Origin of the sequence: Rhizobium sp. 32-5/1, from assembly GCF_029537235.1 — a bacterium.
In the GTDB taxonomy this organism is placed as follows: Bacteria; Pseudomonadota; Alphaproteobacteria; order Rhizobiales; family Rhizobiaceae; genus Pararhizobium.
Genome location: NZ_CP120638.1, coordinates 65721 through 91003, shown reverse-complemented (window position 1 = coordinate 91003; position 25283 = coordinate 65721). Strand labels below are relative to the sequence as shown.

Here is a 25283-nt window from a genome sequence, read left to right as displayed (position 1 = left end):
GCCGGTTCACTCTGCCGGGACGCGCCGATTGTTAGCCGGGAAATAACGGCGTCCCATCCACAGCGCAAACTGCACAAGGATGATCAGCACCGGCACTTCGACCAAAGGCCCGATGACGGCGGCGAAGGCGACCGGCGATGCCAGACCGAAGGCGGCAATGGCAACGGCGATGGCCAGCTCGAAATTGTTTCCTGCTGCGGTAAAGGCCACGGCCGTCGAGCGCGGATAATCCGTCCCGACCGATTTCGCCATGAGGAAGCTGACGAAGAACATGATGAGGAAGTAGATCGTCAGTGGTATCGCGATCATCACCACATCGAACGGCAGGCGCACGACATCGCCGCCCTTCAGGCTGAACATGGCGACGATGGTGAACAGCAACGCTGCCAGCGTGATCGGCCCGATCTTCGGCAGGAAGACGTTTTCATACCAGTCTTTCCCCTTGGTCGCCGTCAGGATGCGGCGCGAGAGGTAACCGGCGAGGAACGGGATGCCGAGATAGATCAGCACGGCCTCGGCAATCGTCCAGAAGGAGACGTCGATGACGCTGCCCTCCAGGCCGAAGACCGGCGGCAGGACCGTCAGGAAAAACCAGGCATAGACGCTGAAAAACAGGATCTGGAAGATCGAATTGAAGGCGACGAGGCCGGCGACATACTGGTTGTCGCCGCGCGCCAGCTGGTTCCAGACCAGCACCATGGCGATGCAGCGGGCAAGGCCGATGAGGATCAGGCCGGTCATGTATTCGGGGTAATCGCGCAGGAAGATGATGGCCAGCACGAACATCAGCGTTGGGCCGATGATCCAGTTCTGCAGAAGCGAAATCGCCAATATCCGTTTATCCGCGAAGACCAGATGCAGCTCCTCATAGCGGACCTTTGCCAGCGGCGGATACATCATCAGGATCAGCCCGATGGCGATCGGAATGTTCGTGCTGCCGACGGACAGGCTGTCGAGCGCCGCGGGAAGCCCCTCGAAGACGGTTCCCAAAAGAACACCGAGCGCCATGGCGGCAAAAATCCAGACCGTCAGATAGCGATCGAGGAAAGACAGGCGGACAGTTGGGACGGCGGGCTGCGCGTGAGCGGCGTGCATGGCGGGTTCCTTGCATGAAAATACGGCTCTCCGCCTGATCGAGGCGGAGAGTGAGGGATCATTAAAAGCTGGCGTTATCCGACCCGCTGGCCCCGGGCATCGACAACAGCCTCCCCGTCCTCTTTCGAGAACGCGCCTTGTTGGGCGGTGGAAAGTAGATCGAGCACGGCCTCCGACGGGCGGCAGAGCTTGACGCCAAGCGGCGAGACGACAATCGGCCTGTTGATCAGGATCGGGTGTTCCATCATCGCATCGAAAAGCGCTTCATCGGCGAGATCCTTGTTATCGAGACCCAGTTCGGCATAGGGCGTGCCCTTTTCGCGCAGGAGGTCGCGTGCACCGATGCCCATACGGGTGACCAGTTGCTCAAGCATTGCCCGGCTCGGCGGGGTCTTCAGATATTCCACGACATGCGGCTCGATGCCGGCATTGCGGATCATCGCCAGCGTATTGCGCGAGGTGCCGCAATCGGGGTTGTGATAGATGATGATATCAACGGGGCTGCTCATGCGACGTCAGCCCTCTTGGCTGTCGAGCCTTCCATCTGCCCGATGTCGCGCAGCTTCGCCGTCAGGCTGAGGCGCTCCAGGCTTTCGACGGGCAATGCTGCAAACGCGGTGATGCGCAGCTTCATGTAGCGAAGCGTCGTGGCAAAGGCGACGCGCTTTTCCGCATCCGTTCCCTCGACAGCGGCCGGATCCTCGACGCCCCAATGCGCCGTCATAGGCTGTCCCGGCCAGACCGGGCAGGCTTCGCCAGCGGCATTGTCGCAGACCGTGAAGACGAAATCGAGTTCCGGTGCACCTGTAGCGGCGAATTCGTCCCAGCTTTTCGAGCGCAGCCCATCGACGGGATAATTATGGCCGGAAAGCGTTTCGAGGGCGAAAGGATTGACCTCGCCCTTGGGATAGCTGCCGGCAGAGAATGCGTTGAACTTGCCGCCGCCATCTTTGCGCAGCACGCTTTCGGCGATGATCGAGCGGGCGGAGTTTCCGGTGCACAGAAACATCACGTTGAAGGTCGTCTTGGTCATGGGCACACCTTTCGGTTTTCAGCAGCAGGGTTCGAGTTCGGCAATAAGCGGCGCGCAGAGGTCCGCATTGCCGCCGCAGCAATCCTTGATCAGGAACAGCATCAGCTCCCGCAGGCGCGGAACGTCGGCGCGGTAGACGATCACCCGGCTATGGCGTTGGGACGCCACGAGCCCGGCGCGCGACAGGATGTTGAGATGGGTGGACATCGTATTATGCGGGATGGATAGCGCCCGCGCGATCTCGCCCGCAGGCAGGCCATCGGGCGAATGGCGCACCAGCAGCCGAAAGGTTTCGAGCCGGGTCGACTGGGCGAGCGCCGCCAGAGCGAGAATTGCAGTTTCCTGTTCCATATGTCGAGAATACTGGACATATGGATATAGTCAACAGGCTTGTGCCGCAAATATTGGCGTTGACGGTGGCGCTGCTGATGGATATGTATATTTCCATGAATATCGAAATAGCCGCCTCGCAAATGGAATCACTCGGCAATCCGACGCGGTTGCGGATCTACCGCATGCTGGTGCGCGCCGGCATGGACGGGCTTGCCGTCGGCGGATTGCAGCAGAAGCTGGATATCCCCGGCTCGACCTTGTCGCACCACTGCAAGAAGCTGATTGACGCGGATCTCGTAACCCAGGAACGCAACGGCACGACGCTGATCTGCCGGGCAAACTACAAGGCGATGAACGCGCTGATCGGCTATCTCGTCGATGAGTGCTGTGCTGATGGACGCTGCGACGACGTACGGTTGACCGCACAAGACTGAGCTTTTTTTGACTATATACTTCGAATAATCTAGAAATACGGAAGGAATAAAGATGAAGACGCATCCGGAACTCCCCGTCGCCGTGATCGGTGCAGGACCAGTCGGTTTGGCCGCGGCGGCTCACCTTGTCGGTCGCGGAATCCGACCTCTTATCCTTGAGCGTGGCCGATCGGCCGGCGCCTCACTGCTGTCCTGGGGTCATGTGCGGGTTTTCACACCCTGGCGCTATGTCACCGATGAAGCCGCCGTCGATCTGTTATCCCTGACCGATTGGGCGAAACCGGCAGACGATGCGATCCCGACTGGCCGTGAGATTGTCGAGGACTACCTCGAGCCGCTCGCACGGCTTCCGGCAATCGCCTCCAACCTTGTCTATGGCGCAACGGTCACCTCCATCAGCCGGCACGGGCTCGATAAGGTCACGAGCCGGGGCCGGGACGATGCTGCGTTCGAGATCCGATATACTGATCCCACCGGAGCCGAAATGGGCGTGACTGCACGCGCTGTTCTCGATGCGTCCGGTACATGGGGCCGCCCTGCCCCGATGGGCATCGATGGTCTGCCCGTGATCGGCGAAAGGGCTGCGTCCGACAGGATCGCCTATGGCATTCCCGATATTGACGGACGGGACGCTGCTGATTATGCCGGACGCTCGGTGCTGGTGGTCGGCGGCGGCCATTCTGCGATCAATGCCGTTCTGGCGCTGATGGCGCTCAAGAAAAAGGCGCCGGCGACCCTTATCACCTGGGCGTTGCGCAGGAATAGGATCGACCGCCTGCTCGGCGGCGGGTTGAACGACCAGCTTCCCTCGCGCGGCGATCTGGGGCTTGCGGCCAAGGACGCACTGGAAAGCGAACATGTGCGATTGCTCGCGCCGTTTGCCGCCCGGTCGATCCGGATCGCTCCCGAAGGTGTCGAGATTGAAGCGATGATCGATAACAAACAGCATTCCCTCCTTGTCGACAGGGTCATCGTCGCAACTGGCTTCCGCCCTGATCTCGAGATGCTGAACGAGCTTCGGCTGGATATGGACAGCGCCGTCGAATGCCCCCGCCTTCTGGCGCAGATGATCGACCCCAATCTTCATTCCTGCGGAACCGTACCGCCGCACGGCATCGCAGAACTCACCCAGCCCGAACCCGGATTCTACATTGTTGGTTCGAAATCATACGGTCGCGCACCGACCTTTCTGATGCTGACGGGGTACGAGCAGGTGCGGTCCGTGGTGGCGGAACTCGCGGGCGATCACCAGGCCGCGCGTGACGTTCGGCTTGTCTTGCCGGAAACGGGAGTCTGCAGCACTTCTGTCGCCTCCATCAGTGGTGTCTCGGCCGGCGGTTGCTGTGGAGGCCCGGCGCCGGCCGACACTGACGCCTGCTGCCTTGCCGATCAGCAAGCAAAAGTGGACGGAAAATCCGGATGCGGCTGTGCTACGCCTGCAGAAACCCGCCGGATGGAGCCGGCGGAATGATGGAACGATCAGCCCCCGCGCGCCTGATCTGGGCGCTCGGTGCCACGCAGATCATCGGTTACGGCACACTGTATTACGCGTTCAGCATTCTCGCACCGGACATGGCGCAAGAGTTGTCTGTTTCCGTCGAACACCTCTTCGGCCTCTTGTCCTTCGCGCTACTTCTCGGGGCATTTCTGGCTCCCAAGGCTGGCATCTGGGCTGATCGCTACGGCGCCGGACGGCTCATGGTGACCGGCTCGCTCGCAGCAGCCCTGTCGCTTGTCGCCGCTGCGATCTCACCAAATGTGCTGACACTCGGCATTTCGCTAGTTGCCATGGAGGTCGCATCGATCTTCGTCCTCTACGGCACCGCGTTTGCGGCTATTGTCCAAGTCGGTGGAGCCAAGGCGCAGAAAAGCATAACGCATCTGACGTTGATCGCAGGTTTTGCTTCCACTCTGTTCTGGCCGCTGACCGCATCGCTTCACGCACACCTCTCGTGGCGCGCCATTTACCTGATCTTCGCGCTGCTCAATATCCTCGTCTGCCTGCCGATCCATGTCTGGGTAGGAAAATTGTCACGCGCCCATGCCGCCGAACCACTCCCGAAATCCGCACTGGCGGAAGCGCTTTCCGTTTCACAGGTTCCGCCAAGCGGCGCTGGACAGACGATTTTCCTGATCATGCTTCTCGCCTTTTGCATCGAGGGCTTCGTGCTCGCCTCGATCCTCGTTCACATGGTGCCGATGGTCGCCGCGCTTGGCCTTGGAACAGCGGGACTGCTCGTATCCACCCTGTTTGGTCCGTCGCAGGTTGCCAGCCGATTGCTCAACATGATCTTTGGCGAACGCCTGTCGCAGACGACGCTTGCAATCATCGCCGCCGGTTTGCTGGTTTTGGCACTCGTGGTGCTGCGAACGACCAGTCCGTGGGTTCCAGGCGTCGTTGCCTTTGCCATTCTCTTCGGCCTGGGGTCCGGTCTTGCAAGCATTGTCGGCGGAACGCTGCCACTCGCGCTGTTCGGTCGTGCGGGCTATGGATCGCGCCTTGGCTGGGTGACCGCAGCGCGGCAGTTTTCCGCGGCGATCGCACCCTTTGCCTTTGCGATGATGATGCGGTCCTGGGGGTCGAACAAGCAATCATAGCAGGCACGCTGGCGGGCGTCCTTGCGGTCGCAGCTTTTACCGCAATTGCGATGATCGGCTGGCTCTATAAAAAGACATCGCTCCGCAGCACTGCCGGAGCGTAGCTTCCTGAAACTGCCAATTTCACTTGGAAGACAGATCTCCAACGGAATATCCGGCGCCGCGAACGGTACGGATGACGGTGCCGGCCTTTTCGAGCCCGATGCCTTTGCGCAAGCGGTTGATATGCACGTCAACGGCGCGCTCGTTGACCTTTGCGTCATCGCCCCACAGGGACAGGCGGATCTCGGAGCGCGAATGGACGCGTCCGGGCGACCGCATCAAGAGTTCGAGCAGCTTGAATTCGGTCGGCCCCAGCCGGACTTCTTTTTGCTGTCGGTGGACCCGGTGTGAGTCGCGGTCGAGTACGATGTCACCGACCTTGATCATGTGTTCCAGCAGGGATGGGTTTATCCGCCTCAGAAGGCTTTTTATCCGGATAACGAGTTCACCAGCACTAAACGGCTTGGTGACGCAATCATCCGCACCGGCGGCAAGCCCTGCAAGGGCTTCATCCCGATCATCCCCGGCAACAAGCAATATGATGGGAAGGCGATAGGTCGATGGCGTTGTCCGCACCCGGCGGCAGACCTCGATGCCGGACATGCCGGGTAGCACCGTGTTCACAACCAGTACATCTGGAACGGCAAGCCGTAGACGACGCTCGAGATCAGCAGCACTTGAAAGCAGCGTCACAGAGAAGCCTTGGTTCTCCAGCGCCCGCTGCAACAGGGCACGCAATGTCTCATCGTCATCTACGACGACCACCCTTGCTCCCATCGCGCCAAATTTCCCTTACTGGCCTTCCATCGAGTAACCCGCGCCGCGCACGGTGCGAATAACGTCCTGCATATTGGAAAAGTTCAGCGCTTTTCTCAGGCGACCGACATGCACATCGACAGTCCGCTCGTCGACATAGATGTCATGCCCCCATACGCCGTCGAGCAACTGGGAACGGGAATAGACGCGACCGGGCGATGACATGAGGAACTCGAGAAGACGGAATTCGGTCGGCCCAAGCCGGACTTCTCGGCTCTTGCGGTGGACGCGATGGGTTTCGCGATCAAGTTCGATATCGCCGCACCGCAGGACCGAAGACAGAACCTCGGGTTTTGCCCGGCGGAGCATGGCCTTGACGCGGGCCATCAGTTCCGGCGTTGAGAATGGCTTGACGACATAATCGTCAGCACCGGTGGCCAGACCGCGCACCCGCTCGCTCTCTTCGCCGCGCGCCGTCAGCATGATGATCGGCAGACGCTCGGTCTCGGGCCGCTGGCGCAGCCGGCGGCAGAGTTCGATGCCGGAAACCCCCGGCAGCATCCAGTCGAGGATGAGCAGGTCGGGCAACCGTTCCTGAAGACGAATTTCCGCCTCGTCCCCACGATTGATCGTATCGACTTCAAAGCCTTCGGCCTCGAGATTGTAACGCAGGAGAACGCTGAGCGCCTCCTCGTCCTCGACGACTGCTATTCTTGGCAGCATGCGGTATCAACTCCTGGACGCCGGAGCGAGGACCCTGCCCTCGCCCGGTCATTTTCTGGCAGTACGATTGTCCCTTCTGACCGAAGGTGCGACGCTCAGTTGGCCGGCGCGCCGACGGTGTTGGCACTGTCATCCTTCGGACGCTCGCCGACAGGCTGTGCGCCTGTTGCCATGTAATAGATCGTCTCGGCGATATTGGTGGCGTGGTCGCCGATGCGTTCGATGTTCTTGGCGCAGAAAAGAAGGTGCGTACAGGGCGTGATGTTGCGCGGATCTTCCATCATGTAGGTCAGGAGTTCGCGGAACAGCGAGGTGTAGATCGCGTCGATCTCGTTGTCGCGTTCGCGGATGACGTTGGCTTTTTCCGCAGACCGCGACGCATAAACGTCCAGCACGTCTTTCAACTGCATCAGCGCCAGTTCGGCGAGATGCTCCAGCCCCCGCGCCAGCTGGCGCGGCATGCCCGAACCGGAGATCGCAATCACGCGCTTGGCATTGTTCTTGCCAAGGTCACCGACACGCTCGAGATCGGCCGCAATGCGTATAGAGCCCATGATTTCGCGCAGATCGGAGGCCATTGGCTGGCGTTTGGCGATGGTGATGATCGCCTTTTCATTAATCTGCTTCTCAGCCTCATCAAGAATGATATCCTCGGAGATGACCTTCTGTGCGAGCGCGAGATCGGTGTTCACGAGCGCCCGGACAGAATCGGCAACCATCTGCTCGGCAATGCCGCCCATTTCGGAAATACGGCGCGTCAAATATTTCAGTTCTTCGTCATAGACGGAAATAATGTGTGTGGAGGACATGTCTGTTTCCTTAGTCCGCAATCGGATTAAAACTGGCGAGAGTGGATATCGACCAGATCAACCGAAGCGCCCCATGATGTAGTCCTGCGTGCGCTGATCATCTGGATTGGTGAACATCTTGTCGGTGTCGTTTTCCTCGACGAGATTGCCCAGATGGAACATGGCGGTCCGCTGAGATACACGCGCCGCCTGCTGCATCGAGTGCGTCACGATGACGATCGTGAAATTGGCGCGCAGTTCGTGGATCAGTTCCTCGACCTTGGCGGTGGCGATCGGATCAAGCGCCGAGCACGGCTCGTCCATCAAGATGACTTCCGGGCTGACTGCAACGGCGCGGGCAATGCACAGACGCTGCTGCTGACCGCCGGACAGACCGGTGCCCGGCTCCAGTAGACGGTCCTTGACCTCGTTCCAGAGACCGGCCTTCTGCAGGCTGGTTTCGACGATCTGATCCATTTCCGCCTTGGTGCGGGCGAGACCGTGAATGCGCGGCCCGTAGGAGACGTTCTCGTAGATCGACTTCGGGAACGGGTTCGGCTTTTGGAAAACCATGCCGACGCGGGCGCGCAGTTCGACCACGTCGATCGACGGATCATAGATATCGCCTTCGTCGAGGGTGATCTTGCCGGTGACGCGGCAGCTGTCGATCGTATCGTTCATGCGGTTGAGGCAGCGCAGGAAGGTCGATTTGCCGCAACCGGACGGGCCGATCAGCGCGGTGACCGTGTTCTGTCGCACGTTCAGGTTCACATCGAAAAGCGCCCGCTTCTCGCCGTAGTACACCGAAACGTCCTTGCCGATCATCTTGAAGGAAACGTCATTCATCTTCTTGTCCAGCGCCTTTTCAACTGCTGCTTCTGACATCATGTTCATGTTCTATACCCCACTACCAGCGACGCTCGAAGCGCCGCCGCAAGAGAATTGCGCCAAAGTTCATGACGATCAGGAAGGCCAGCAGAATGATGATGGCTCCGGACGTCCGTTCCACGAATGCACGTTCAGCTTCGTTTGCCCACATGTAGATTTGCACCGGCAGGGCCGTGGAGGGCTGCATCGGCGAACCTGGAAAGTCGACCACGAAGGCTACCATGCCGATGAGCAGCAGCGGCGCGGTTTCTCCAAGGGCATGGGCAAGACCGATGATCGTGCCAGTCAGAATTCCAGGCGCTGCGAGGGGCAGCACATGGTGGAAGATGGTCTGCATCTTGGATGCGCCGAGCCCCAGGGCCGCAGCACGGATCGATGGCGGAACGGCCTTCAGGGCCGCCCGGGTGGCGATGATGATCGTTGGAAGCGTCATCAGTGTCAGGACTAGGCCGCCGACGACGGCTGCCGAGCGCGGCATGCCGGCGAAATTGATGAAGATCGAAAGACCCAGCAGACCGTAAACGATAGAGGGCACCGCCGCGAGATTGTTGATGTTGACCTCGATCAGATCGGTAAACCGGTTCTTCGGAGCAAACTCCTCGAGATAGATCGAGGCGGCCACACCGATCGGCAGCGAAAGAACCAGAACGATCAGCATCATGTAGAGCGAGCCGAGCGCCGCGACGCCGACACCGGCAGCCTCTGGCCGGCTCGAAGCGCCATAGGTGAAGAGACCGGTATTGAACTCCTTGGTCATCACACCCGCGTCGTTCAACTGCTTCATCCAGGCGAGTTGCTGATTGTTGACCTTGCGGCGTGCCTCGTCGACGTCAAGGTCGATCTGGCCCTTGTTTGCCGAGTCGACATTGCCTTCTGCCAAAAGCGACACGTTGACCGTCGTACCGATCACAGCCGGATTGGCGACGACGACATCACGCAATTGCGTCCGAGCGCTGGCCGAAACCATGTCCGTGGCGCGCTTGACCAGCGCACGATTGGACGGATCGATGTTCAGGACCTTGATCAAGGCGTCGCGGACGAGCAGCGGGTAATTTGCTGCCATCAGCTTGCCGGGATTTTCCGCACGCTCGTTTTTCGGATCGATAATCTTTTCTGAAAATTCGATCGGCAGCGTAATGGTCGTCTGCTGAAAGGCCGTGTAGCCGTTCGAGATAACCGTCCACAGAAGCAGAAAGAGAAAGAACAGGCCGGTCAGGATCGCGGCAATGCCGTACATCCGAAAGCGGCGTTCCGCAGCGTAGCGACGCTTGATGCCAATGTCGCGACGGGCCGGAGATACTGTCTTGGTGAAAGACGATGGGACGGGCGAGACAATGTCGGTCATTCGTACTGTTCCCGATATTTGCGCACGATGTAGAGCGCATAGATGTTGAGGCAGAGCGTGATCACAAAGAGCGTGATGCCCAGCGCAAAGGCGACAAGTGTCTGCGGCGACGTAAATTCAAGGTCGCCCGTCAACTGGTTGACGATCTTGACCGTGACCGTGGTCATCGGCTCGAAAGGATTGAGCTGCAGGCGAGCGGCAACACCGGCGGCAAGCACCACGATCATGGTTTCGCCGACCGCACGCGAGGCTGTCAGCAGCAAGGCACCGACGATGCCGGGAAGCGCTGCCGGCAGAATGACTCGCTTGATCGTTTCCGAGCGTGTGGCACCCAGACCAAGGGAACCGTCGCGCATCGCACGGGGCACCTGGGTGATGATGTCATCGGAAAGCGACGATACGAACGGGATCAGCATGATGCCCATGACGAGACCAGCCGTTAGAACGCTCTGCGCCTGAATGAAGCTCGTATAATCGCCGGTCACCAGACCGTTCAGCTCGGCGGAGATATCCCGAAGGAACGGCCCGACGGTCACCAGAGCGAAGAAGCCGTAGACGATGGTCGGGATGCCGGCCAGAATTTCGAGAAGCGGTTTTGCCGTTGCGCGGACACTCGGTCTTGCATATTCGGCCATGTAGATCGCCGAGAAGAGACCGACCGGAACCGCAAACAGCATGGCGACAAAGGCGATGTAGAGTGTACCGGCGAGAAGCGGGATCAGGCCGAACTGGCCCGCCGCAGCGGCATCACCGGCGGCGGCGAAGCGTGGATCCCAGACCGTCCCGAAGAAGAATGTGTGCGGGCACCATATTGAAGAAGCGCGTGGCTTCCGAGAGCATGGAGCCGACAATGCCGACCGTGGTCAAAATGGCGATCGATGAGGAAATCACCAGGCCTGCAAGAATGACGCGTTCGACCTGGTTTCTGGCGCGGAAGCGAAGACCAACATTGCGCATCGCATACAGCGCGCCAAGGATGGCGACGGCAAGAACCGTGACGGTCATCAAGATGCGGCTGGTCGCAGAAAGGCCGTTCAGCTTTTCAGCGGCATCGATCATGAATGGCTCAGCTTCGCTGGCAAGCGGAATGCCTTTTGTGGCAAGCACTTCGCGAAGATTCGATGTGCCCGACTTGACGGCGGTCAGTTCCTCTGCGGTCAGCAGCTTTATACCACCGGCCATGGACTGCGTGGTGCCGAGAGTAAGCTCGGTTGTCGCGCTGCCCTGCGAGAGAATGTTCTCGGGAAACGATGCGCGTACCAGACTATCAATGAACATAGGGGCGGCGATCAGCCAGACGCAAAGAATGATAAAGGCGGGAACGACAGCCCAGATCGCAACATAGGATCCGTAATAGACGGGACGGGAATGCAGGGCCGACAGCTTACCGCCTGCGAGCGACAGGGATCGCATTCGTCCGGCTACATAGCCGATGAGGCCCAAAACTAAAATGATCAACAAAATCAGCGAGGTATTCACGAGCCATTCTCCCCGGCGCGATCAGTCATTGACAGCAGTACGCACAACGATGTCCGGCACGTCGCAATCAGCGTGCCGGACATCGAGTTCACATCAATTACATGACGTTGCCGGCTTCGAAAGCCTTACGGATTTCTTCGCGCTCGGCATCCGGAGCGGCAACGAGGCCGTAGGCTGCGAGCGGGCTGTCCGGACCGATCATCTGGTCGTCGGTGAAGAATTCAACATATTCCTTCAGACCCGGGATAACGCCGAGATGTGCCTTCTTGACGTAGAAGAACAGCGGGCGGGAAACCGGATATTCGCCGGAAGCAATCGTTTCGGTCGACGGTACGATACCATTTACGGTTGCAACCTTGAGCTTGTCGGCGTTGTTTTCGTAGAAGGACAGGCCAAAGACGCCGATGCCGTTCTTGTTGCTGTCGATACGAGCCAGCGTTTCGGTGTAGTCACCGTCGATATCAACAGCCATGCCATCCTTGCGGACGGCGATGCACTTGGCAGCAGCTTCCTTTTCATCGGCGATCAGAGCCTTGATCGCGTCGGCAGCGCCGGTATCCTTGCAGCCATGAGCGAGGATCTTCTCTTCGAAGACTTCGCGCGTGCCGTGCTTTTCGCCCGGGATGTAGGCAGCAATCTCAACGTCCGGCAGAGCGGCGTTGACTTCCGACCACTTCTTGTTGGGGTTGGCAACGAGCTTGCCGTCGACGACGATTTCAGCAGCCAGAGCAAGGTAGAGATCCTTCGGCTCGAGCTTCAGGTCGGCATTGCCGGCGTCGGTTGCGAAGACGATGCCGTCGTAACCGATCTTGATTTCCTGGATTTCTGTGACGCCAGCAGCCTTGCAAGCTTCGACTTCGCTATCCTTGATCTTGCGGGAGGAGTTGGCGATGTCGATGGTATCAGGGCCAACGCCCTTGCAGAATTCTTTCAAACCGCCCGACGAGCCACCCGATTCAACAACCGGTGTCTTGAAGTCGGGGAAGGTTTCGCCAAAGGTTTCGGCAACGATCTTGGCATAGGGCAGAACCGTCGAGGAGCCGGCGATCTGGACCTGGTCGCGGGCAGCAGCAGTGCCAGCACTTGCGATCATGATTGCGACGAGTGCGCAGCTTCCTAGGTATTTCTTCATGGATTATCTCCCAAATTCGGAATGACGCTTCGGCGTCGTGATCCGTTTAGAGGGCATGCGTAACAGTTTTGTGACAGAATTGTTTCACAGAGACGACAGCGCGCGGAACCGGAACACTCCCGCCACGTACGGTGTGCTGTTCATGCGCTTTCGGGCGGGCGATGATCGTTGATCTCGATCCAGTAGCCATCCGGATCCTGTACATAGATCTGCCGGAAGCCGTTGCGATGGATGCCGATGCGTCCAGGCGTACCGGGCCAGTCTTCGAACGCGACACCACGCCCGGTGATATCGGCAACAAAGCGATCGAAATCCGCAGTCGACACCGCGACATGCGTGTCCTTTGTCACATGCGTCGCACCAAAATCCTTCTCTATAAGATGGATCGCGTCACCGTGGCCCATATCAAGCCAGCGCACATTGGGGCTGCCGGTCCGTTCGATCGGCGCAAAACCCATGACGTCCCGGTAAAATGCAAAGCTCGTCTGGAGGTCTTTGACAAGAAGCGCAACATGATCGAGACCGAATTTGTAACGACCAGTCATCACGCCCTCCCCGTCAGCAATTCCGCTTGACGTCGTCCACCGCTTATTTCCCCGAAAAGGGATCGGCCAATGCAGCTTCAGGACGGCTGATCGGATATTTCGTCGCCGAAATGCTGGCGGCGAGCTTTTGCGGCCCCTTCGTCTTCAGCAAGGTACGAAAACTCGGATGCATGCCGCCGTCGGAATAGGCGTTCATCGACGACATGGCCGGCACCGAGCCGGTTATTGCCGCATCGAGTTTTTGCGCTTCCGCGTCGATCTTAGCCATAACCTGGGGCTCAAGCTGGTTGATGGCCGGCGGGCATGCGGCCAGCGCATCGGTCGGCTCTCCGCCCTCGAATTCGCGATTGAAGACATAACGCCCGCCACAGACGGAAACCTTCGGTTGGCGGCGGGTGACGTTGAAAGCGTCGTAGCCTTCCTTCATCGTGCGCCAGAAAGGCATGTTCTGATCGTCGCGATACGCAGCCATGTTTTCGGCGGTCATCCGGAACGGATAGGCCTGGACCTGGAACCGGTCCTGGCCTTTCGATAGCGCCTTTTCCACGATGGCGTAGATTTCGCCGACACCCTGGTCGGTCATCGCATAGCAGCCGGAAGACGAGCAGGCGCCATGCACCATCAGCGCCTCCCCGGTATAGCCGAGCGCCGATTCGAGCCTGTTCGGATAACCGAGATTGAACGAAACGTAGAATTTCGAATTCGGGTTCAGCATGCCCTTCGAGACGTGATAAAATCCCTCTGGCGCATGCCTGTCGCCGGTCTTGGTCTTCGGACCGAGATCGCCGGACCATCGACAGATCGGGTAGGTCTTGAACAATGCGTAGGCGCCGGTGCGATCGACCTTCCAGATTTCGAGCTCGCTCTCCTGCTTGAAGATGCGCACCAGAACCGGGCTTTCCGGTTTCATGCCCTTCTTCGCCATTGCCGCAATCACCTTGCCGGGCAGTTGCGGCGGCGCCTCGGAGATATCCTCGAGCGACATGCAGGCCGAAAGGGCGCCTCCCATGGCAAGCACGGCCGCAATCCGGGCAAGCCCCGGCGGGCGGTATGGATGCGGTTTACCGCGCGATGGAGGGCAGGAACAATGTGCATGACAGCTCTATGGACCGGAATCGCGACGAAGTTTTGTCGGTCGCCCGACAGTGTCCCGTCTTATGGCACAGATTCCGTATTTTCGGTTACCGCTTCGTTAAACATGCCGGGTTCAACGCAGGAAACGGGCGTGTGGCGCCCGTTTCCTGCTTGACCTTACTGACGAACGACAATCTTGGCCTTGCTCGGCACACGGCTGTAAAGATCGATGACATCCTGGTTGAGCAGGCGCACGCAGCCGGAAGACACAGCCTTGCCGATCGACGTCCAGTCCGGATTGCCGTGCAGCCGGTACAGCGTGTCCTCACCGTCCTGGAAAATGTAGAGCGCGCGAGCACCGAGCGGGTTCTTCAGCCCCGGCTCCATGCCGCCGTTCTCGATCGAATATTTGGCAAGCTGCGGCTGGCGGGCCACCATCTCGTTCGGCGGCTTCCAACGTGGCCAGGTCTGGCGCCAATGGATCACACCGTCGCCCTGCCAGGAAAAACCGTCGCGACCGATGCCGACGCCGTAGCGCATCGCCGTGCCACCCGGCTCGACCACGTAGAGAAGCCGTGACGGCGTATCAACGACGACGGTGCCCGGCGCCTCGCCGGTTGGATCATCGACACGCTGACGGTAGTAACGCGGGTCGATCTGCTGATAGGGCACTGCCGGAATGAGAAAGCCGCCATCGGAAACCGGGCCGTACATAACCGCAAGTTCGGCATCGCTCGGTGCCCCGATCGGGCGCCGCGTCACGCCCGGGGTGGGCGGTGGGCGACGGGTGACCGTGGAGGTACAGCCGGCAAGGCCGGCGGCGGAAAGTGCCAGCACGCCAAGAAAGCCGCGCCGGGAAAATGTCTCGTCAATTGTCATGGGCCTGTTCAATCCGCCATCCAGTCTCGTGATCCACCCTGGGCGGCCTTGGGAGAGCCGCGGCAAGGCGCTTCGGGTCTGATTGAATCGGTCCCGACACGTTCTTATGCAGCGAAGATTTATAATTTCCAACGTGGGATACCAACCAACGCCCGTCTTTCTGCGAGGTTCACCGCATCGTGATCATCAACGATGATTTATGCAATGAGAAAAGTTGGAAAAGCCGAGTTCACTAAAATTCGATTCAAAGGCCAGCGCCCAATTTCACCCGCAAGCAAAATCTGTGTCGTAAACTTGACTTTCAAGGAGTGATGAAGAAGCCGTCAGGAGTTCTAGGGGCGATGACCCAAATTGTCACAATGTCGGCTTACACCGCGGCTTATGCGGCGGAAGTGATAAAGCCGTCTGCGCGGATGCGTGGCGATGGCCCGACCGACGAGGCGATCACCCTTTTGTCGACGCGACCGGCCCAGGAAGCTGCAACCATTCACCGCTCCGTTGCCGCCCTGCAAAATCCAACGGCACTTTCCCTCATGTTGATGAATTCCAAAGGACGCATGCCGCAGGAAAGCCGTGCCGAAGCCTTGCGTCGCTACCGCGAAAACGAATGGGACGAACCGGAGCAGGAAGAACCATCTGCGGATGAGGAACATCAGCCCCATTCAGAAGATGAAGTGCTCTAAACAACACGGACGAAAGCCGGCTGTCCTGATGTCGCGGACTCTCGCCGAGTAAGCCGGATGAGTACTGGCGCCCATGCAAGGCGGTGACGGTCGTCGTCTTCTAGTTTTACCAGTACGACAAAAATCTGTTCGGACGCGACATTTAGCGCTTGCCAAGAACAGGTGATGATCGTTATCTGAGGCCGATCTTGTTGGGAGAATCCGGTTCACACCGGTGCCGAAGGAGCAACCGCCCCGGAAACTCTCAGGCCAAAGGACCAGCAAGGTGCCGGTAGGACTCTGGAGAGAAGCACTGAAACATGTGCTCGCCGAAGGGATAACAATCTCAGGCAAACGGACAGAGGGGGCTCGAAGACGCGGTGCGCAGGCATTGCAGACGTGAGCCGGTGCGTTTCGCACCTGACCTGGAGGCCGGATTTGGACGACCACACTCCCCTGAAACAAACGCCGCTGCATGACCTGCATCTGTCGCTCGGCGCTCGCATGGTGCCGTTTGCCGGTTACGAAATGCCGGTTCAATACCCTGCCGGCGTGATGAAGGAGCACCTTTTCACCCGCGCTTGCGCCGGCCTGTTCGACGTTTCGCACATGGGGCAGATCACCATCCGCCCGAAATCCGGACCGATCGAAGATGCGGCACTTGCGCTTGAGCGTATCGTTCCCGTCGATGTGCTCGGCTTGGCCGAGGGCCGCCAGCGCTACGGGCTCTTCACCAATCAGACCGGCGGTATCCTCGACGACCTGATGATCGCCAACCGCGGCGACCACCTGTTCCTCGTCGTCAATGCCTCCTGCAAGGAGGCGGATTTCGCCCATCTGAAAGCGCATCTCGGCGAAAGCTGCGATGTGGAGATGCTGGAGGATCGTGCTTTGATCGCGCTGCAGGGGCCGCATGCGGAATGCGTACTGGCTGAACTCTGGGCCGATGTGGCGACCATGCGGTTCATGGATGTGGCCGAAGCTGCCTTGCATGATGTACCCTGCATCATTTCCCGCTCGGGCTATACCGGCGAGGATGGCTTCGAAATCTCCATTCCGGCCAGTCATGCCGCCGATGTGACGCGGCGCATTCTGGAACATCCGGATGTCATGCCGATCGGCCTCGGCGCCCGTGATTCGCTCCGGCTTGAAGCTGGCCTTTGTCTTTATGGAAACGACATCGACACCGGTACAACACCTGTCGAAGCGGCCCTGGAATGGGCGTTGCAAAAGGTCCGCCGGACGGGCGGCGCGCGCGCCGGCGGTTTTCCGGGTTCGGATCGTATCCTTGCTGATTTCGCCACTGGCGCCGCGCGGCGCCGCGTCGGGCTGAAACCCGAGGGGCGTGCGCCGGTTCGTGGCGGCGTCTCGCTCTTTGCCGATCCGGACGGAAACACCCCCGTCGGAACCGTGACATCAGGCGGTTTCGGACCGAGCGTCGATGGTCCCGTTGCCATGGGCTATGTCGATCAGGCGCACACCGCCGTCGGCACCAAACTCTATGCGGAGGTGCGCGGCAAATATCTTCCCGTCGCGGTCTCCGCCCTGCCCTTCATCACCCCCACCTATAAGCGCTGATCAGGAGAACCCATCCTATGCTGAAATTTACCGATGAACATGAATGGCTGAAAATTGAAGACGGCGTTGCCACCGTCGGCATCACCAGCCATGCAGCCGATCAGTTGGGTGATCTGGTCTTCGTCGAACTTCCCGAAGCCGGAGCGACGTTTACGAAGGGCGAAAGCGCGGCGACCGTCGAATCTGTCAAGGCAGCGTCCGACGTCTATTGTCCGCTGGACGGCGAAATCGTCGAAATGAACCCGGCCATCGTCGATGATCCCTCGCTGGTCAACAGCGACCCGCAGGGCGCTGGCTGGTTCTTCAAGCTGAAGCTGTCTGACCCATCCGCGGCCAACGCCCTTCTGGACGAAGCTGCCTACAAGGAGCTGATCGCCTGATGACGACCGCGGCCGATTTTACTTTCACCGATTACAAGCCCTACGACTTCGCCAACCGCCGCCATATTGGCCCCTCGCCCAGCGAGATGGAAGCGATGCTCGCCGTCATCGGCTATGACAGCCTGGATGCGCTGATCGACGACACTGTCCCGCCGTCGATCCGCCAGACGGAGCCGCTGGCCTGGGGACCGGCGATGACCGAGCGCGAGGCACTGGACAAGATGCGGGAGACGGCGAACCGCAACAAGAAGCTCGTTTCGCTGATCGGCCAGGGCTATTACGGCACGATCACGCCACCGGTCATCCAGCGCAACATTCTCGAAAACCCCGCCTGGTACACGGCCTACACACCCTATCAGCCGGAAATCAGCCAGGGACGCCTCGAAGCGCTCCTGAACTACCAGACCATGGTCTGCGACCTCACCGGCCTCGACGTTGCCAATGCCTCGCTACTCGACGAGGCGACGGCCGCGGCAGAAGCAATGGCGATGGCCGAACGAGTCGCCAAATCCAAGGCGACGGTCTTCTTCGTCGACGAAAACTGCCATCCGCAGACGATCGCGCTCCTAAGGACACGGGCGGAACCGCTCGGCTGGACGATCGTCGTCGGCGATCCCTTCGCCGATCTGGACGCCACCGCCGTCTTCGGAGCGATCTTCCAGTATCCCGGCACCTACGGACATGTCCGCGATTTCACCGCCGTGATTTCAAGCCTGCATGCGCAGGGTGCCGTTGCCGTCATGGCGGCTGATCCGCTGGCGCTGGCGCTGCTTAAATCCCCCGGCGACATGGGCGCCGACATTGCCGTGGGTTGCACGCAGCGCTTCGGCGTTCCGGTCGGTTACGGCGGGCCGCATGCGGCCTACATGGCCGTCAAGGATGTCTACAAGCGCTCGATGCCCGGCCGCCTCGTCGGCGTCTCCGTCGATAGCCGCGGCAATCGCGCCTACCGGCTGTCGCTGCAGACACGCGAGCAGCATATCCGCCGCGAAAAAGCGACATCGAACATTTGCACCGCGCAGGTGCTACTTGCCGTCATGGCCTCCATGTATGCCGTCTTCCACGGCCCGCAGGGCATCAAGGCCATCGCCCAGAGCGTGCACCAGAAAACGGTGCGGCTCGCCATGGGCCTGGAAAAACTGGGCTACACCGTTGAGCCCGATGTCTTCTTCGACACGATCACCGTCGATGTCGGCAAGCTGCAGGGGGTCATTCTGAAGACGGCGGTTGCCGAAGAGGTCAATCTGCGCCGGATCGGCACGACGAAGATCGGCATCAGCCTTGACGAACGTTCGCGTCCGGTTACGCTTGAGGCCGTCTGGCGGGCGTTCGGCGGTGATTTCACCGTCGCCGATTTCGAGCCCGGTTACCGTCTTCCGAAGAGCCTTCTGCGCACCAGCGAGTACCTGACGCATCCGATCTTCCACATGAACCGTGCGGAAAGCGAAATGACGCGGTACATCCGCCGGCTGTCAGACCGGGACCTAGCGCTCGACCGCTCGATGATCCCGCTTGGCTCCTGCACGATGAAGCTCAACGCGACGGCTGAAATGCTGCCGATCACCTGGCCGGAGTTTTCGGAGATCCACCCCTTCGTGCCCGTCGACCAGGCTGAGGGCTATCGCCACATGATCACCGATCTCAGCGAAAAGCTTTGCTCGGTCACCGGCTACGACGCCATATCGATGCAGCCCAATTCCGGAGCCCAGGGCGAATATGCCGGCCTTCTGACGATCCGCGCATTTCATATTGCCAACGGCGACGCCCATCGCGACGTCTGCCTGATCCCGACTTCGGCGCATGGCACCAACCCCGCCTCGGCACAGATGGCCGGCATGAAGGTCGTCGTCATCAAGGTCAGCGACAATGGCGATATCGACATGGACGACTTCCGTGCGAAGGCCGAGCAATATGCGGCAAACCTCTCCTGCTGCATGATTACCTACCCCTCGACGCACGGCGTGTTCGAGGAGAATGTTCGGGATGTCTGCGAGATCGTGCATCGTCATGGCGGTCAGGTCTACATGGACGGTGCCAACATGAACGCCATGGTCGGGCTTGCCCGCCCAGGCGATATCGGTTCCGACGTCAGCCATCTCAACCTGCACAAGACCTTCTGTATCCCGCATGGCGGCGGCGGGCCGGGAATGGGCCCGATCGGCGTCAAGGCGCATCTTGCCCCTATCTACCCGGTCATCCTGAAACGGATGGCGGTGAAGGTGCCGTCTCGGCGGCCCCTTCGGTTCGGCATCGATCCTGCCGATCTCCTGGAGCTATTGCCTGATGATGGGCGGCGAAGGCCTGACGCAGGCGACAAAGGTGGCAATCCTCAATGCCAACTACATCGCTGCACGGCTCAAGGGTGCTTATGAGGTGCTCTACAAGTCAGCGCGCGGTCGCGTCGCCCATGAGTGCATCATCGATACACGTCCGCTGGTCGACAGCGCCGGCGTCACTGTCGATGACGTGGCAAAGCGCCTGATCGACTGCGGCTTTCACGCGCCGACGATGAGCTGGCCCGTTGCCGGCACGCTGATGATCGAGCCCACGGAATCCGAGACGAAAGCCGAAATCGACCGTTTCTGCGACGCCATGCTGGCCATTCGCGAGGAAGCGCGTGCCATCGAGGACGGCCGGATGGACAGGGCCAACAATCCGCTCAAGAATGCTCCGCATACGGTGGAAGATCTCGTCGGCGAATGGGATCGTCCTTATTCGCGCGAGCAAGCCTGCTTCCCGCCGGGCGCTTTCCGCGTCGACAAATACTGGTCACCCGTCAACCGGGTCGACAATGTTTATGGCGACAGAAACCTTGTCTGTATCTGCCCGCCGCTTGAGGATTATGCGGAAGCTGCAGAGTAGAAGAAACAGTAAAAAGGGCGCTCAGGCGCCCTTTTTCACGCTATGGAGGTGTTCAGTGTGGGCGCGGTGTAATCGCGACATCCACCCAGAAGCGCGTAAATCCCTCCGCAAACGTCCTGTATCCACTGACAGACGAAGGTTTCAGGGCGTAGGCGTTTGCCCCGCATGCGTAGGAACTGTCGATGTCGCGTGGATTGAGCGAGGAGGTGAGCATGATGACGGGAAGAATCGCGGTCTTTTCGTCGTTGCGAATGCGTTTGAGGAGTTCCATGCCGCTCATGCCCGGCATGTTGATGTCGAGCAGGACGTAGTCAAACGGCTCGGCCGTCAGTCGCCGGGTAGCGATATCGGCATCATCGACATGGACAATTTGAAGGCTGCCGCCGACCTCGGAAAAGGCCCGCACGACAAATCTGGCATCTATGATGTCATCATCCACGACGAGCAGCTTTTTCAATCTGCTGTCCAAAATCATTCCTTCCCGGAACTTTTGTTTTTCGGAAAAGCAACGATGAATCGTGCGCCTTTGGTGAAGCTTGTGTCAAGCGCGATTCTGCCATTGTGGCTTTCGACGATCCGTTTGGCCAGCGCCAATCCGATTCCGGTACCCGAATAAACGCTCTCGTCGCGATGCAGCCTCTGAAAGACGTCAAAGATCTTGGTCGCGAAGCGAGGCTCTATGCCTATGCCATTGTCCTCGACATATAAAAAATCCGTATCGTCGGTGCTTTCTCCATAAACACGAATGACGGGTTCGACGTCCGGGCGCCTGTATTTGACGGCATTTCCGATCAGATTCTGGGCCAGCCGTTTGAGTAATTCCGCATCACCGTGAACCATAGGCAGATCGCCGGTTATCAGCTTTGCGCCTCCGCCGCGGATCTGGCTGCCGAGATTGAGTATGGCATCCGCGACGACGTCGGATAGGGGAACAAGAGACCAGGTGCCGATCTGATAGGCAATCTGCGAGTAGTCCAGTAAGCTCTCGATCAGCCGGTCCATGCGGCGCGCGCTTTGGCGCAGATGTGCGGCATAACCGGGAAGCTCTTCAATATTTCCTGACCGAATATCGTCGTTGATCATATCCGAAAACATCGCGATATGGCGCAATGGTGCCTTGAGATCATGCGAGACAGTGCCGGTAAACTGATTCAGCGCATCGTTTTTCCTCTGCAACTCTGCGCTTTGTCTCGCGATCCTCTCCTGTTGGCGCATCTGGGTCGTTATGTCCCGTCCGACAGAAATCAGTTCCGAAACGCGTGTACCATCGAAGACCGCGAGCAAAGACCATAGAATCCAGGTATCTGGTTGCCCGGGGCGAACATGAAGCACCTCCTGTGAGCTGATTCCGGCTTCAGGCTGAACATCCGAAAAGGCGCGTCGGGTTGCCTCTTGCATATGCTCCGGCACGTGCGCCAAGAGGTCCGTCCCAACCATGGCCTCGGGTGTCGTTCCGAAGAAATCCGCATAGTTACTGTTGACGAATAGAATTTCTCGCGCGGGCGTGAACCTGCCGACAAGATCCGGGATGTTCTGCAATAGGGAAAGATATTCCTGCCTTTGCCGCTCGAGTGCGATCTCTGTCTGCTTCATCGCGGTCACATCAACGCGAAGCGCGATGGTGTTGCCATCCTTCGCCTTGAAGTTTTCTACGCGCAACCATCGGCCATTGCCGTAGGGAAAAACCTTTGCAAGCCCGGTCGGATTGCGAAAATCGAAAAGCCGACTTTCGATCCATTCCAAGGCGCCCGGCGAGCCGACAGGCGCATCCGGATAATGACCGCCTTCGTAGGCAATCCGGATGATGTCCTCTGCCGTCATCCCCAACTGCAGGATGGGCCCAGCTGGTCCGCAGACTCTGCGATAGGCCTCGTTAAAAACGAGCAACCGTTCATTGCGATCAAATATCGCAAACCCCTCGGGAATGGCCGCGAGTGCCGTATCGAGGATCTCGCGTGCATCCCGTCGCGCCTTATCAAGTTTCAGCATGTCGGAAATATCTTGAATCACGCCAATGAAACCGCAGCTCTCACCATCGGGGCCGGTCACCAACGTCGAACGCAGTTCGGCCGAGAAGACGGTCCCATCCTTGCGCTTGAACTGGTAGACGGAATCAGAAATCGCGCCGGTATTGCCCTCAATGCTCCGCTTGCTCAAGCAGGCGGTATAATCCTCATCCGTGGCGTAGATCATACGCACATGTTGGCCGAGCAACTCCTCCTCGGCATGACCAAACTGCTGGGTAGCAGCCTGGTTGACCGCAAGGATTGTTTTCGCCTGATCGACAACGACGACGGGCTCGGGAAAAGTTTCGTACAGCGCCCTGGCGAAATGGTCCTGCATTGGAGGTCTCAAGCCTTCCCGTTCAGCCTCGTTGATGGGGGTATAAAAACAGAAAAAGGGACTGGCGCATACCAGTCCCCAGCCGATTTTTGAACAGGGAAAATCCAGTCGGCTGTCAGCCGGCCTGCACCACTGCTCCGCCCTGTGCGGCCAACGCCGCAAGATCGGCAGGTTTCAATTCAACCGATTCGCCGCAGCCGCAGGCAGATGTCTGATTGGGATTGTGGAAGGTGAAACCGGAACGCAGCGTCGTCACCTCGAAATCCATCTGCGTGCCGAGAAGATACAGTACAGCTTCGGGCGCAACCCAGACCGTCGAGCCGAGATGCTCAATCCTGTCATCCTTGGGATTGGGTTCGGTGACGAGATCGATGGCATATTCCATGCCGGCGCAACCGCCCTTTTTGATCCCGACGCGAATACCCTTGGCGTCTCCGCCGGCATTGTCCACAATCGCCTTGACGCGTCCTGCGGCCGCGTCCGTCAATGTCATCACAGCAAAGGCCATCGGCCGGTTCTCCATTCACGATCAGGTTCAAGGCCTGACGCTTCACGTTCAGATGTAATGGCAGACGTTTAACGGATCAATATGGCGCCAGCCTGATTATCGTGCCGCAGTTAGTACCAACCGACCGCGACCTGCGCCTCTTCCGACATGCGGTCTGGGGTCCATGGCGGATCGAAGGTCATCGAGACCTCGACGCCGGACACACCTTCGACAGCCCCGACGGCATTCTCGACCCAGCCGGGCATTTCGCCGGCCACCGGGCAGCCGGGGGCCGTCAGTGTCATGGCGATCTTGACCATCCGGTCGTCTTCGATGTCGATCTTGTAGATCAGCCCGAGTTCAAAAATGTCGGACGGAATTTCCGGATCGTAGACCGTCTTCAGCGCGGAGATCACATCGTCACTCAAGCGCGCGAGTTCGTCGGCGGGAATGGAGGAGTGTACGATGCCCTCGCGGACGTCGATCTTTTCTTCGGTCGTATCAAGGCTCATCGGTTTGTTCCTTACGCAAAGAATGTGCGGGCATGATCCAGCGCATCCACCAGCACATCGACTTCGGCGCGCGTGTTGTAGAGGCCGAAGGATGCACGGCATGTGGAGGTCACGCCAAAGCGTTTCAAGAGCGGCTGCGCGCAATGGGTGCCGGCCCGAACCGCCACCCCTGCCCGGTCGATCACCATCGACACGTCATGGGCATGGATGCCTTCAAGTTCGAAGGAGAAGATACCACCTTTGCCCGGCGCCGTCCCGATGATCCGCAGCGAATTGATTCCGGACAGCCGTTCATGGGCATAAGCTGCCAGATCGGCCTCGTGGGCGGCGATGGCAGAGCGTCCGATCATCTCCATATAGTCAAGCGCATAACCAAGCCCGATCGCCTGGACGATGGGCGGCGTACCCGCCTCGAAGCGATGCGGCGGCTCGTTATAGGTCACACTGTCCTCGGACACATCGACGATCATCTCGCCACCGCCCATGAAAGGCCGCATTTCCTTCAACCGGTCGGGCTTGCCGTAAAGCACGCCGATACCCGATGGCCCATAAAGCTTGTGGCCGGTCATCACGTACCAGTCGCAATCGATATCCTGTACATCAACAGGCATGTGCACCGCGCCCTGGCTGCCATCCACGAGAACCGGAATGCCGCGTTCATGGGCGATGCGGCAAATTTCCTTGACGGGGACGACAGTTCCCAGCGCATTCGACATATGCGTGATGGCGACAAGCTTGGTCTTGTCTGTCAGGCACTTGACGAAATCGTCTATATGGAAGGCACCCTCGTCATCGACCGGTGCCCAGACGATCTTCGCACCCTGCCGCTCGCGAATGAAGTGCCAGGGCACGATGTTGGAATGATGCTCCATGATCGAAATGACGATCTCGTCGCCATCGCCGATCTTGGGCATGCCGTACCCGTAGGCGACCGTGTTGATCGCTTCCGTTGACGACTTGGTGAAGATGATATTGTCGACCGACGGCGCATTCAAAAAGCGACGCACTTTTTCACGCGAGGCTTCATAGGCGTCGGTCGCCGCATTCGAGAGGAAATGCAGGCCGCGATGGACGTTGGCATATTCGTTGGAATAGGCATTCGATACGGCATCGATGACCACCTGCGGCTTCTGGGCCGAAGCGCCATTGTCGAGATAGACGAGCGGCTTGCCGTAGACGGTCCGCGACAGGATCGGGAAATCCCGGCGGATTGCTTCGACGTCATAGGCGGGCACCGGTAGCGTATGGTCCATGGGGCAGGCAATCCAATCAGCGTGCATTGTGTGGCCGTGCGGGACAAGACCCACACGGCTTT

General features: G+C 59.3%; 24 protein-coding genes, 2 pseudogenes and 1 riboswitch. Of the genes and pseudogenes, 7 read left to right on the top strand and 19 right to left on the bottom strand.

The window, feature by feature from the left end; all coding sequences use genetic code 11:
- Positions 1-6 precede the first annotated feature (6 nt).
- From arsB to P6U16_RS00450, 4 genes are all read right to left on the bottom strand, one after another.
- Complete coding sequence (arsB, locus tag P6U16_RS00465; protein ID WP_277702194.1) at positions 7-1095, bottom strand: ACR3 family arsenite efflux transporter; 1089 nt, start codon at positions 1093-1095, stop codon at positions 7-9.
- A gap of 74 nt (positions 1096-1169) precedes the next feature.
- Positions 1170-1604: an arsenate reductase (glutaredoxin) gene (arsC, locus tag P6U16_RS00460; RefSeq protein ID WP_277702193.1), complete on the bottom strand. Its 435-nt coding sequence runs from the start codon at positions 1602-1604 to the stop codon at positions 1170-1172.
- Complete coding sequence (locus P6U16_RS00455; RefSeq protein ID WP_277702192.1) at positions 1601-2128, bottom strand: arsenate reductase ArsC; 528 nt, start codon at positions 2126-2128, stop codon at positions 1601-1603. The genes arsC and P6U16_RS00455 overlap by 4 nt, the downstream gene beginning before the upstream one ends.
- 18 nt (positions 2129-2146) lie before the next feature.
- Positions 2147-2479 (bottom strand): metalloregulator ArsR/SmtB family transcription factor, encoded by a 333-nt coding sequence (locus tag P6U16_RS00450; RefSeq protein WP_277702191.1) that lies wholly within the window; start codon positions 2477-2479, stop codon positions 2147-2149.
- A gap of 95 nt (positions 2480-2574) precedes the next feature.
- On the opposite strand from P6U16_RS00450, the gene P6U16_RS00445 reads away from it, so the two are divergent.
- From P6U16_RS00445 to arsK, 3 genes are read left to right on the top strand one after another with little or no spacing between them, the layout of a single operon-like run.
- Positions 2575-2895, top strand: a complete 321-nt coding sequence (locus P6U16_RS00445) for a metalloregulator ArsR/SmtB family transcription factor (protein WP_277703948.1) — start codon at positions 2575-2577, stop codon at positions 2893-2895.
- Positions 2896-2947: 52 nt separating this feature from the next.
- The gene (locus P6U16_RS00440) at positions 2948-4366 is read left to right on the top strand and encodes an FAD-dependent oxidoreductase (protein WP_277702190.1); all 1419 of its coding nucleotides are present in this window, start codon (positions 2948-2950) and stop codon (positions 4364-4366) included.
- Positions 4363-5493: an arsenite efflux MFS transporter ArsK gene (gene arsK / locus P6U16_RS00435; RefSeq protein WP_277702189.1), complete on the top strand. Its 1131-nt coding sequence runs from the start codon at positions 4363-4365 to the stop codon at positions 5491-5493. The genes P6U16_RS00440 and arsK overlap by 4 nt, the downstream gene beginning before the upstream one ends.
- Positions 5494-5616: 123 nt before the next feature.
- Here the strand turns inward: arsK and P6U16_RS00430 are convergent, their stop codons facing one another.
- The 10 genes and pseudogenes from P6U16_RS00430 to P6U16_RS00385 all read right to left on the bottom strand — a co-directional run bounded on the left by P6U16_RS00430 (position 5617) and on the right by P6U16_RS00385 (position 15144).
- Positions 5617-6312 carry a response regulator gene (locus tag P6U16_RS00430; RefSeq protein ID WP_277702188.1) on the bottom strand — a complete coding sequence of 232 codons (696 nt, stop codon included), beginning with the start codon at positions 6310-6312 and terminating at the stop codon, positions 5617-5619.
- A gap of 15 nt (positions 6313-6327) precedes the next feature.
- The gene (gene phoB, locus P6U16_RS00425) at positions 6328-7014 is read right to left on the bottom strand and encodes a phosphate regulon transcriptional regulator PhoB (protein WP_277702187.1); all 687 of its coding nucleotides are present in this window, start codon (positions 7012-7014) and stop codon (positions 6328-6330) included.
- Positions 7015-7109: 95 nt separating this feature from the next.
- Positions 7110-7823 carry a phosphate signaling complex protein PhoU gene (gene phoU, locus P6U16_RS00420; protein ID WP_277702186.1) on the bottom strand — a complete coding sequence of 238 codons (714 nt, stop codon included), beginning with the start codon at positions 7821-7823 and terminating at the stop codon, positions 7110-7112.
- A 57-nt stretch (positions 7824-7880) separates the two neighbouring features.
- Positions 7881-8696: a phosphate ABC transporter ATP-binding protein PstB gene (gene pstB, locus P6U16_RS00415; protein ID WP_277702185.1), complete on the bottom strand. Its 816-nt coding sequence runs from the start codon at positions 8694-8696 to the stop codon at positions 7881-7883.
- Positions 8697-8709: 13 nt separating this feature from the next.
- Positions 8710-10035, bottom strand: a complete 1326-nt coding sequence (gene pstA, locus P6U16_RS00410) for a phosphate ABC transporter permease PstA (protein WP_277702184.1) — start codon at positions 10033-10035, stop codon at positions 8710-8712.
- Positions 10032-11514: pseudogene (pstC, locus tag P6U16_RS00405) on the bottom strand (phosphate ABC transporter permease subunit PstC). The gene pstA and the pseudogene pstC overlap by 4 nt, the downstream one beginning before the upstream one ends.
- 97 nt (positions 11515-11611) lie before the next feature.
- Positions 11612-12646, bottom strand: coding sequence for a substrate-binding domain-containing protein (locus tag P6U16_RS00400; protein WP_277702183.1), 1035 nt, complete (start codon positions 12644-12646; stop codon positions 11612-11614).
- Between the two features lie 140 nt (positions 12647-12786).
- Positions 12787-13191, bottom strand: a complete 405-nt coding sequence (locus P6U16_RS00395; protein ID WP_277702182.1) for a VOC family protein — start codon at positions 13189-13191, stop codon at positions 12787-12789.
- Positions 13192-13234: 43 nt separating this feature from the next.
- Positions 13235-14200, bottom strand: a complete 966-nt coding sequence (locus P6U16_RS00390) for a murein L,D-transpeptidase family protein (protein ID WP_277703947.1) — start codon at positions 14198-14200, stop codon at positions 13235-13237.
- A gap of 242 nt (positions 14201-14442) precedes the next feature.
- Positions 14443-15144: a L,D-transpeptidase gene (locus P6U16_RS00385; protein ID WP_277702181.1), complete on the bottom strand. Its 702-nt coding sequence runs from the start codon at positions 15142-15144 to the stop codon at positions 14443-14445.
- 311 nt (positions 15145-15455) lie between these two features.
- On the opposite strand from P6U16_RS00385, the gene P6U16_RS00380 reads away from it, so the two are divergent.
- The 4 genes and pseudogenes from P6U16_RS00380 (at position 15456) to gcvP (ending at position 20626) form a co-directional block, all read left to right on the top strand.
- Entirely contained in the window at positions 15456-15827 is a 372-nt protein-coding gene (locus P6U16_RS00380; protein WP_277703946.1) for a hypothetical protein, read from the top strand.
- Positions 15828-16009: 182 nt separating this feature from the next.
- Positions 16010-16097: riboswitch (glycine riboswitch) on the top strand.
- Positions 16098-16244: 147 nt separating this feature from the next.
- Entirely contained in the window at positions 16245-17384 is a 1140-nt protein-coding gene (gene gcvT / locus P6U16_RS00375) for a glycine cleavage system aminomethyltransferase GcvT (RefSeq protein ID WP_277702180.1), read from the top strand.
- Between the two features lie 17 nt (positions 17385-17401).
- Positions 17402-17764 carry a glycine cleavage system protein GcvH gene (gcvH, locus tag P6U16_RS00370; protein WP_277702179.1) on the top strand — a complete coding sequence of 121 codons (363 nt, stop codon included), beginning with the start codon at positions 17402-17404 and terminating at the stop codon, positions 17762-17764.
- A pseudogene (gene gcvP / locus P6U16_RS00365) lies at positions 17764-20626 on the top strand (aminomethyl-transferring glycine dehydrogenase). The gene gcvH and the pseudogene gcvP overlap by 1 nt, the downstream one beginning before the upstream one ends.
- A gap of 52 nt (positions 20627-20678) precedes the next feature.
- Here the strand turns inward: gcvP and P6U16_RS00360 are convergent.
- The 5 genes from P6U16_RS00360 to P6U16_RS00340 all read right to left on the bottom strand — a co-directional run bounded on the left by P6U16_RS00360 (position 20679) and on the right by P6U16_RS00340 (position 25221).
- Entirely contained in the window at positions 20679-21083 is a 405-nt protein-coding gene (locus P6U16_RS00360; protein ID WP_277702178.1) for a response regulator, read from the bottom strand.
- Between the two features lie 14 nt (positions 21084-21097).
- On the bottom strand, positions 21098-23131 hold the full coding sequence (locus P6U16_RS00355; RefSeq protein ID WP_277702177.1) for a PAS domain S-box protein: 2034 nt from the start codon (positions 23129-23131) through the stop codon (positions 21098-21100).
- A complete protein-coding gene (gene sufA, locus P6U16_RS00350; protein WP_277702176.1) occupies positions 23085-23477 on the bottom strand; it encodes a Fe-S cluster assembly scaffold SufA in 393 nt (130 codons plus the stop codon). The genes P6U16_RS00355 and sufA overlap by 47 nt, the downstream gene beginning before the upstream one ends.
- 110 nt (positions 23478-23587) lie before the next feature.
- Positions 23588-23968 (bottom strand): SUF system Fe-S cluster assembly protein, encoded by a 381-nt coding sequence (locus tag P6U16_RS00345; RefSeq protein WP_277702175.1) that lies wholly within the window; start codon positions 23966-23968, stop codon positions 23588-23590.
- Positions 23969-23979: 11 nt separating this feature from the next.
- Entirely contained in the window at positions 23980-25221 is a 1242-nt protein-coding gene (locus P6U16_RS00340; protein WP_277702174.1) for a cysteine desulfurase, read from the bottom strand.
- Positions 25222-25283: the final 62 nt, after the last annotated feature.

Excerpts from the sequence above, each read along its gene's own strand:
- arsB (WP_277702194.1), bottom strand. The coding sequence starts at position 1,095 with ATGCACGCCGCTCACGCGCAGCCCGCCGTCCCAACTGTCCGCCTGTCT.
- arsC (WP_277702193.1), bottom strand. The coding sequence starts at position 1,604 with ATGAGCAGCCCCGTTGATATCATCATCTATCACAACCCCGATTGCGGC.
- P6U16_RS00455 (WP_277702192.1), bottom strand. The coding sequence starts at position 2,128 with ATGACCAAGACGACCTTCAACGTGATGTTTCTGTGCACCGGAAACTCC.
- P6U16_RS00450 (WP_277702191.1), bottom strand. The coding sequence starts at position 2,479 with ATGGAACAGGAAACTGCAATTCTCGCTCTGGCGGCGCTCGCCCAGTCG.
- P6U16_RS00445 (WP_277703948.1), top strand. The coding sequence starts at position 2,575 with ATGAATATCGAAATAGCCGCCTCGCAAATGGAATCACTCGGCAATCCG.
- P6U16_RS00440 (WP_277702190.1), top strand. The coding sequence starts at position 2,948 with ATGAAGACGCATCCGGAACTCCCCGTCGCCGTGATCGGTGCAGGACCA.
- arsK (WP_277702189.1), top strand. The coding sequence starts at position 4,363 with ATGATGGAACGATCAGCCCCCGCGCGCCTGATCTGGGCGCTCGGTGCC.
- P6U16_RS00430 (WP_277702188.1), bottom strand. The coding sequence starts at position 6,312 with ATGGGAGCAAGGGTGGTCGTCGTAGATGACGATGAGACATTGCGTGCC.
- phoB (WP_277702187.1), bottom strand. The coding sequence starts at position 7,014 with ATGCTGCCAAGAATAGCAGTCGTCGAGGACGAGGAGGCGCTCAGCGTT.
- phoU (WP_277702186.1), bottom strand. The coding sequence starts at position 7,823 with ATGTCCTCCACACACATTATTTCCGTCTATGACGAAGAACTGAAATAT.
- pstB (WP_277702185.1), bottom strand. The coding sequence starts at position 8,696 with ATGAACATGATGTCAGAAGCAGCAGTTGAAAAGGCGCTGGACAAGAAG.
- pstA (WP_277702184.1), bottom strand. The coding sequence starts at position 10,035 with ATGACCGACATTGTCTCGCCCGTCCCATCGTCTTTCACCAAGACAGTA.
- P6U16_RS00400 (WP_277702183.1), bottom strand. The coding sequence starts at position 12,646 with ATGAAGAAATACCTAGGAAGCTGCGCACTCGTCGCAATCATGATCGCA.
- P6U16_RS00395 (WP_277702182.1), bottom strand. The coding sequence starts at position 13,191 with ATGACTGGTCGTTACAAATTCGGTCTCGATCATGTTGCGCTTCTTGTC.
- P6U16_RS00390 (WP_277703947.1), bottom strand. The coding sequence starts at position 14,200 with ATGGGAGGCGCCCTTTCGGCCTGCATGTCGCTCGAGGATATCTCCGAG.
- P6U16_RS00385 (WP_277702181.1), bottom strand. The coding sequence starts at position 15,144 with ATGACAATTGACGAGACATTTTCCCGGCGCGGCTTTCTTGGCGTGCTG.
- P6U16_RS00380 (WP_277703946.1), top strand. The coding sequence starts at position 15,456 with ATGAAGAAGCCGTCAGGAGTTCTAGGGGCGATGACCCAAATTGTCACA.
- gcvH (WP_277702179.1), top strand. The coding sequence starts at position 17,402 with ATGCTGAAATTTACCGATGAACATGAATGGCTGAAAATTGAAGACGGC.
- sufA (WP_277702176.1), bottom strand. The coding sequence starts at position 23,477 with ATGGCCTTTGCTGTGATGACATTGACGGACGCGGCCGCAGGACGCGTC.
- P6U16_RS00345 (WP_277702175.1), bottom strand. The coding sequence starts at position 23,968 with ATGAGCCTTGATACGACCGAAGAAAAGATCGACGTCCGCGAGGGCATC.
- P6U16_RS00340 (WP_277702174.1), bottom strand. The coding sequence starts at position 25,221 with ATGGACCATACGCTACCGGTGCCCGCCTATGACGTCGAAGCAATCCGC.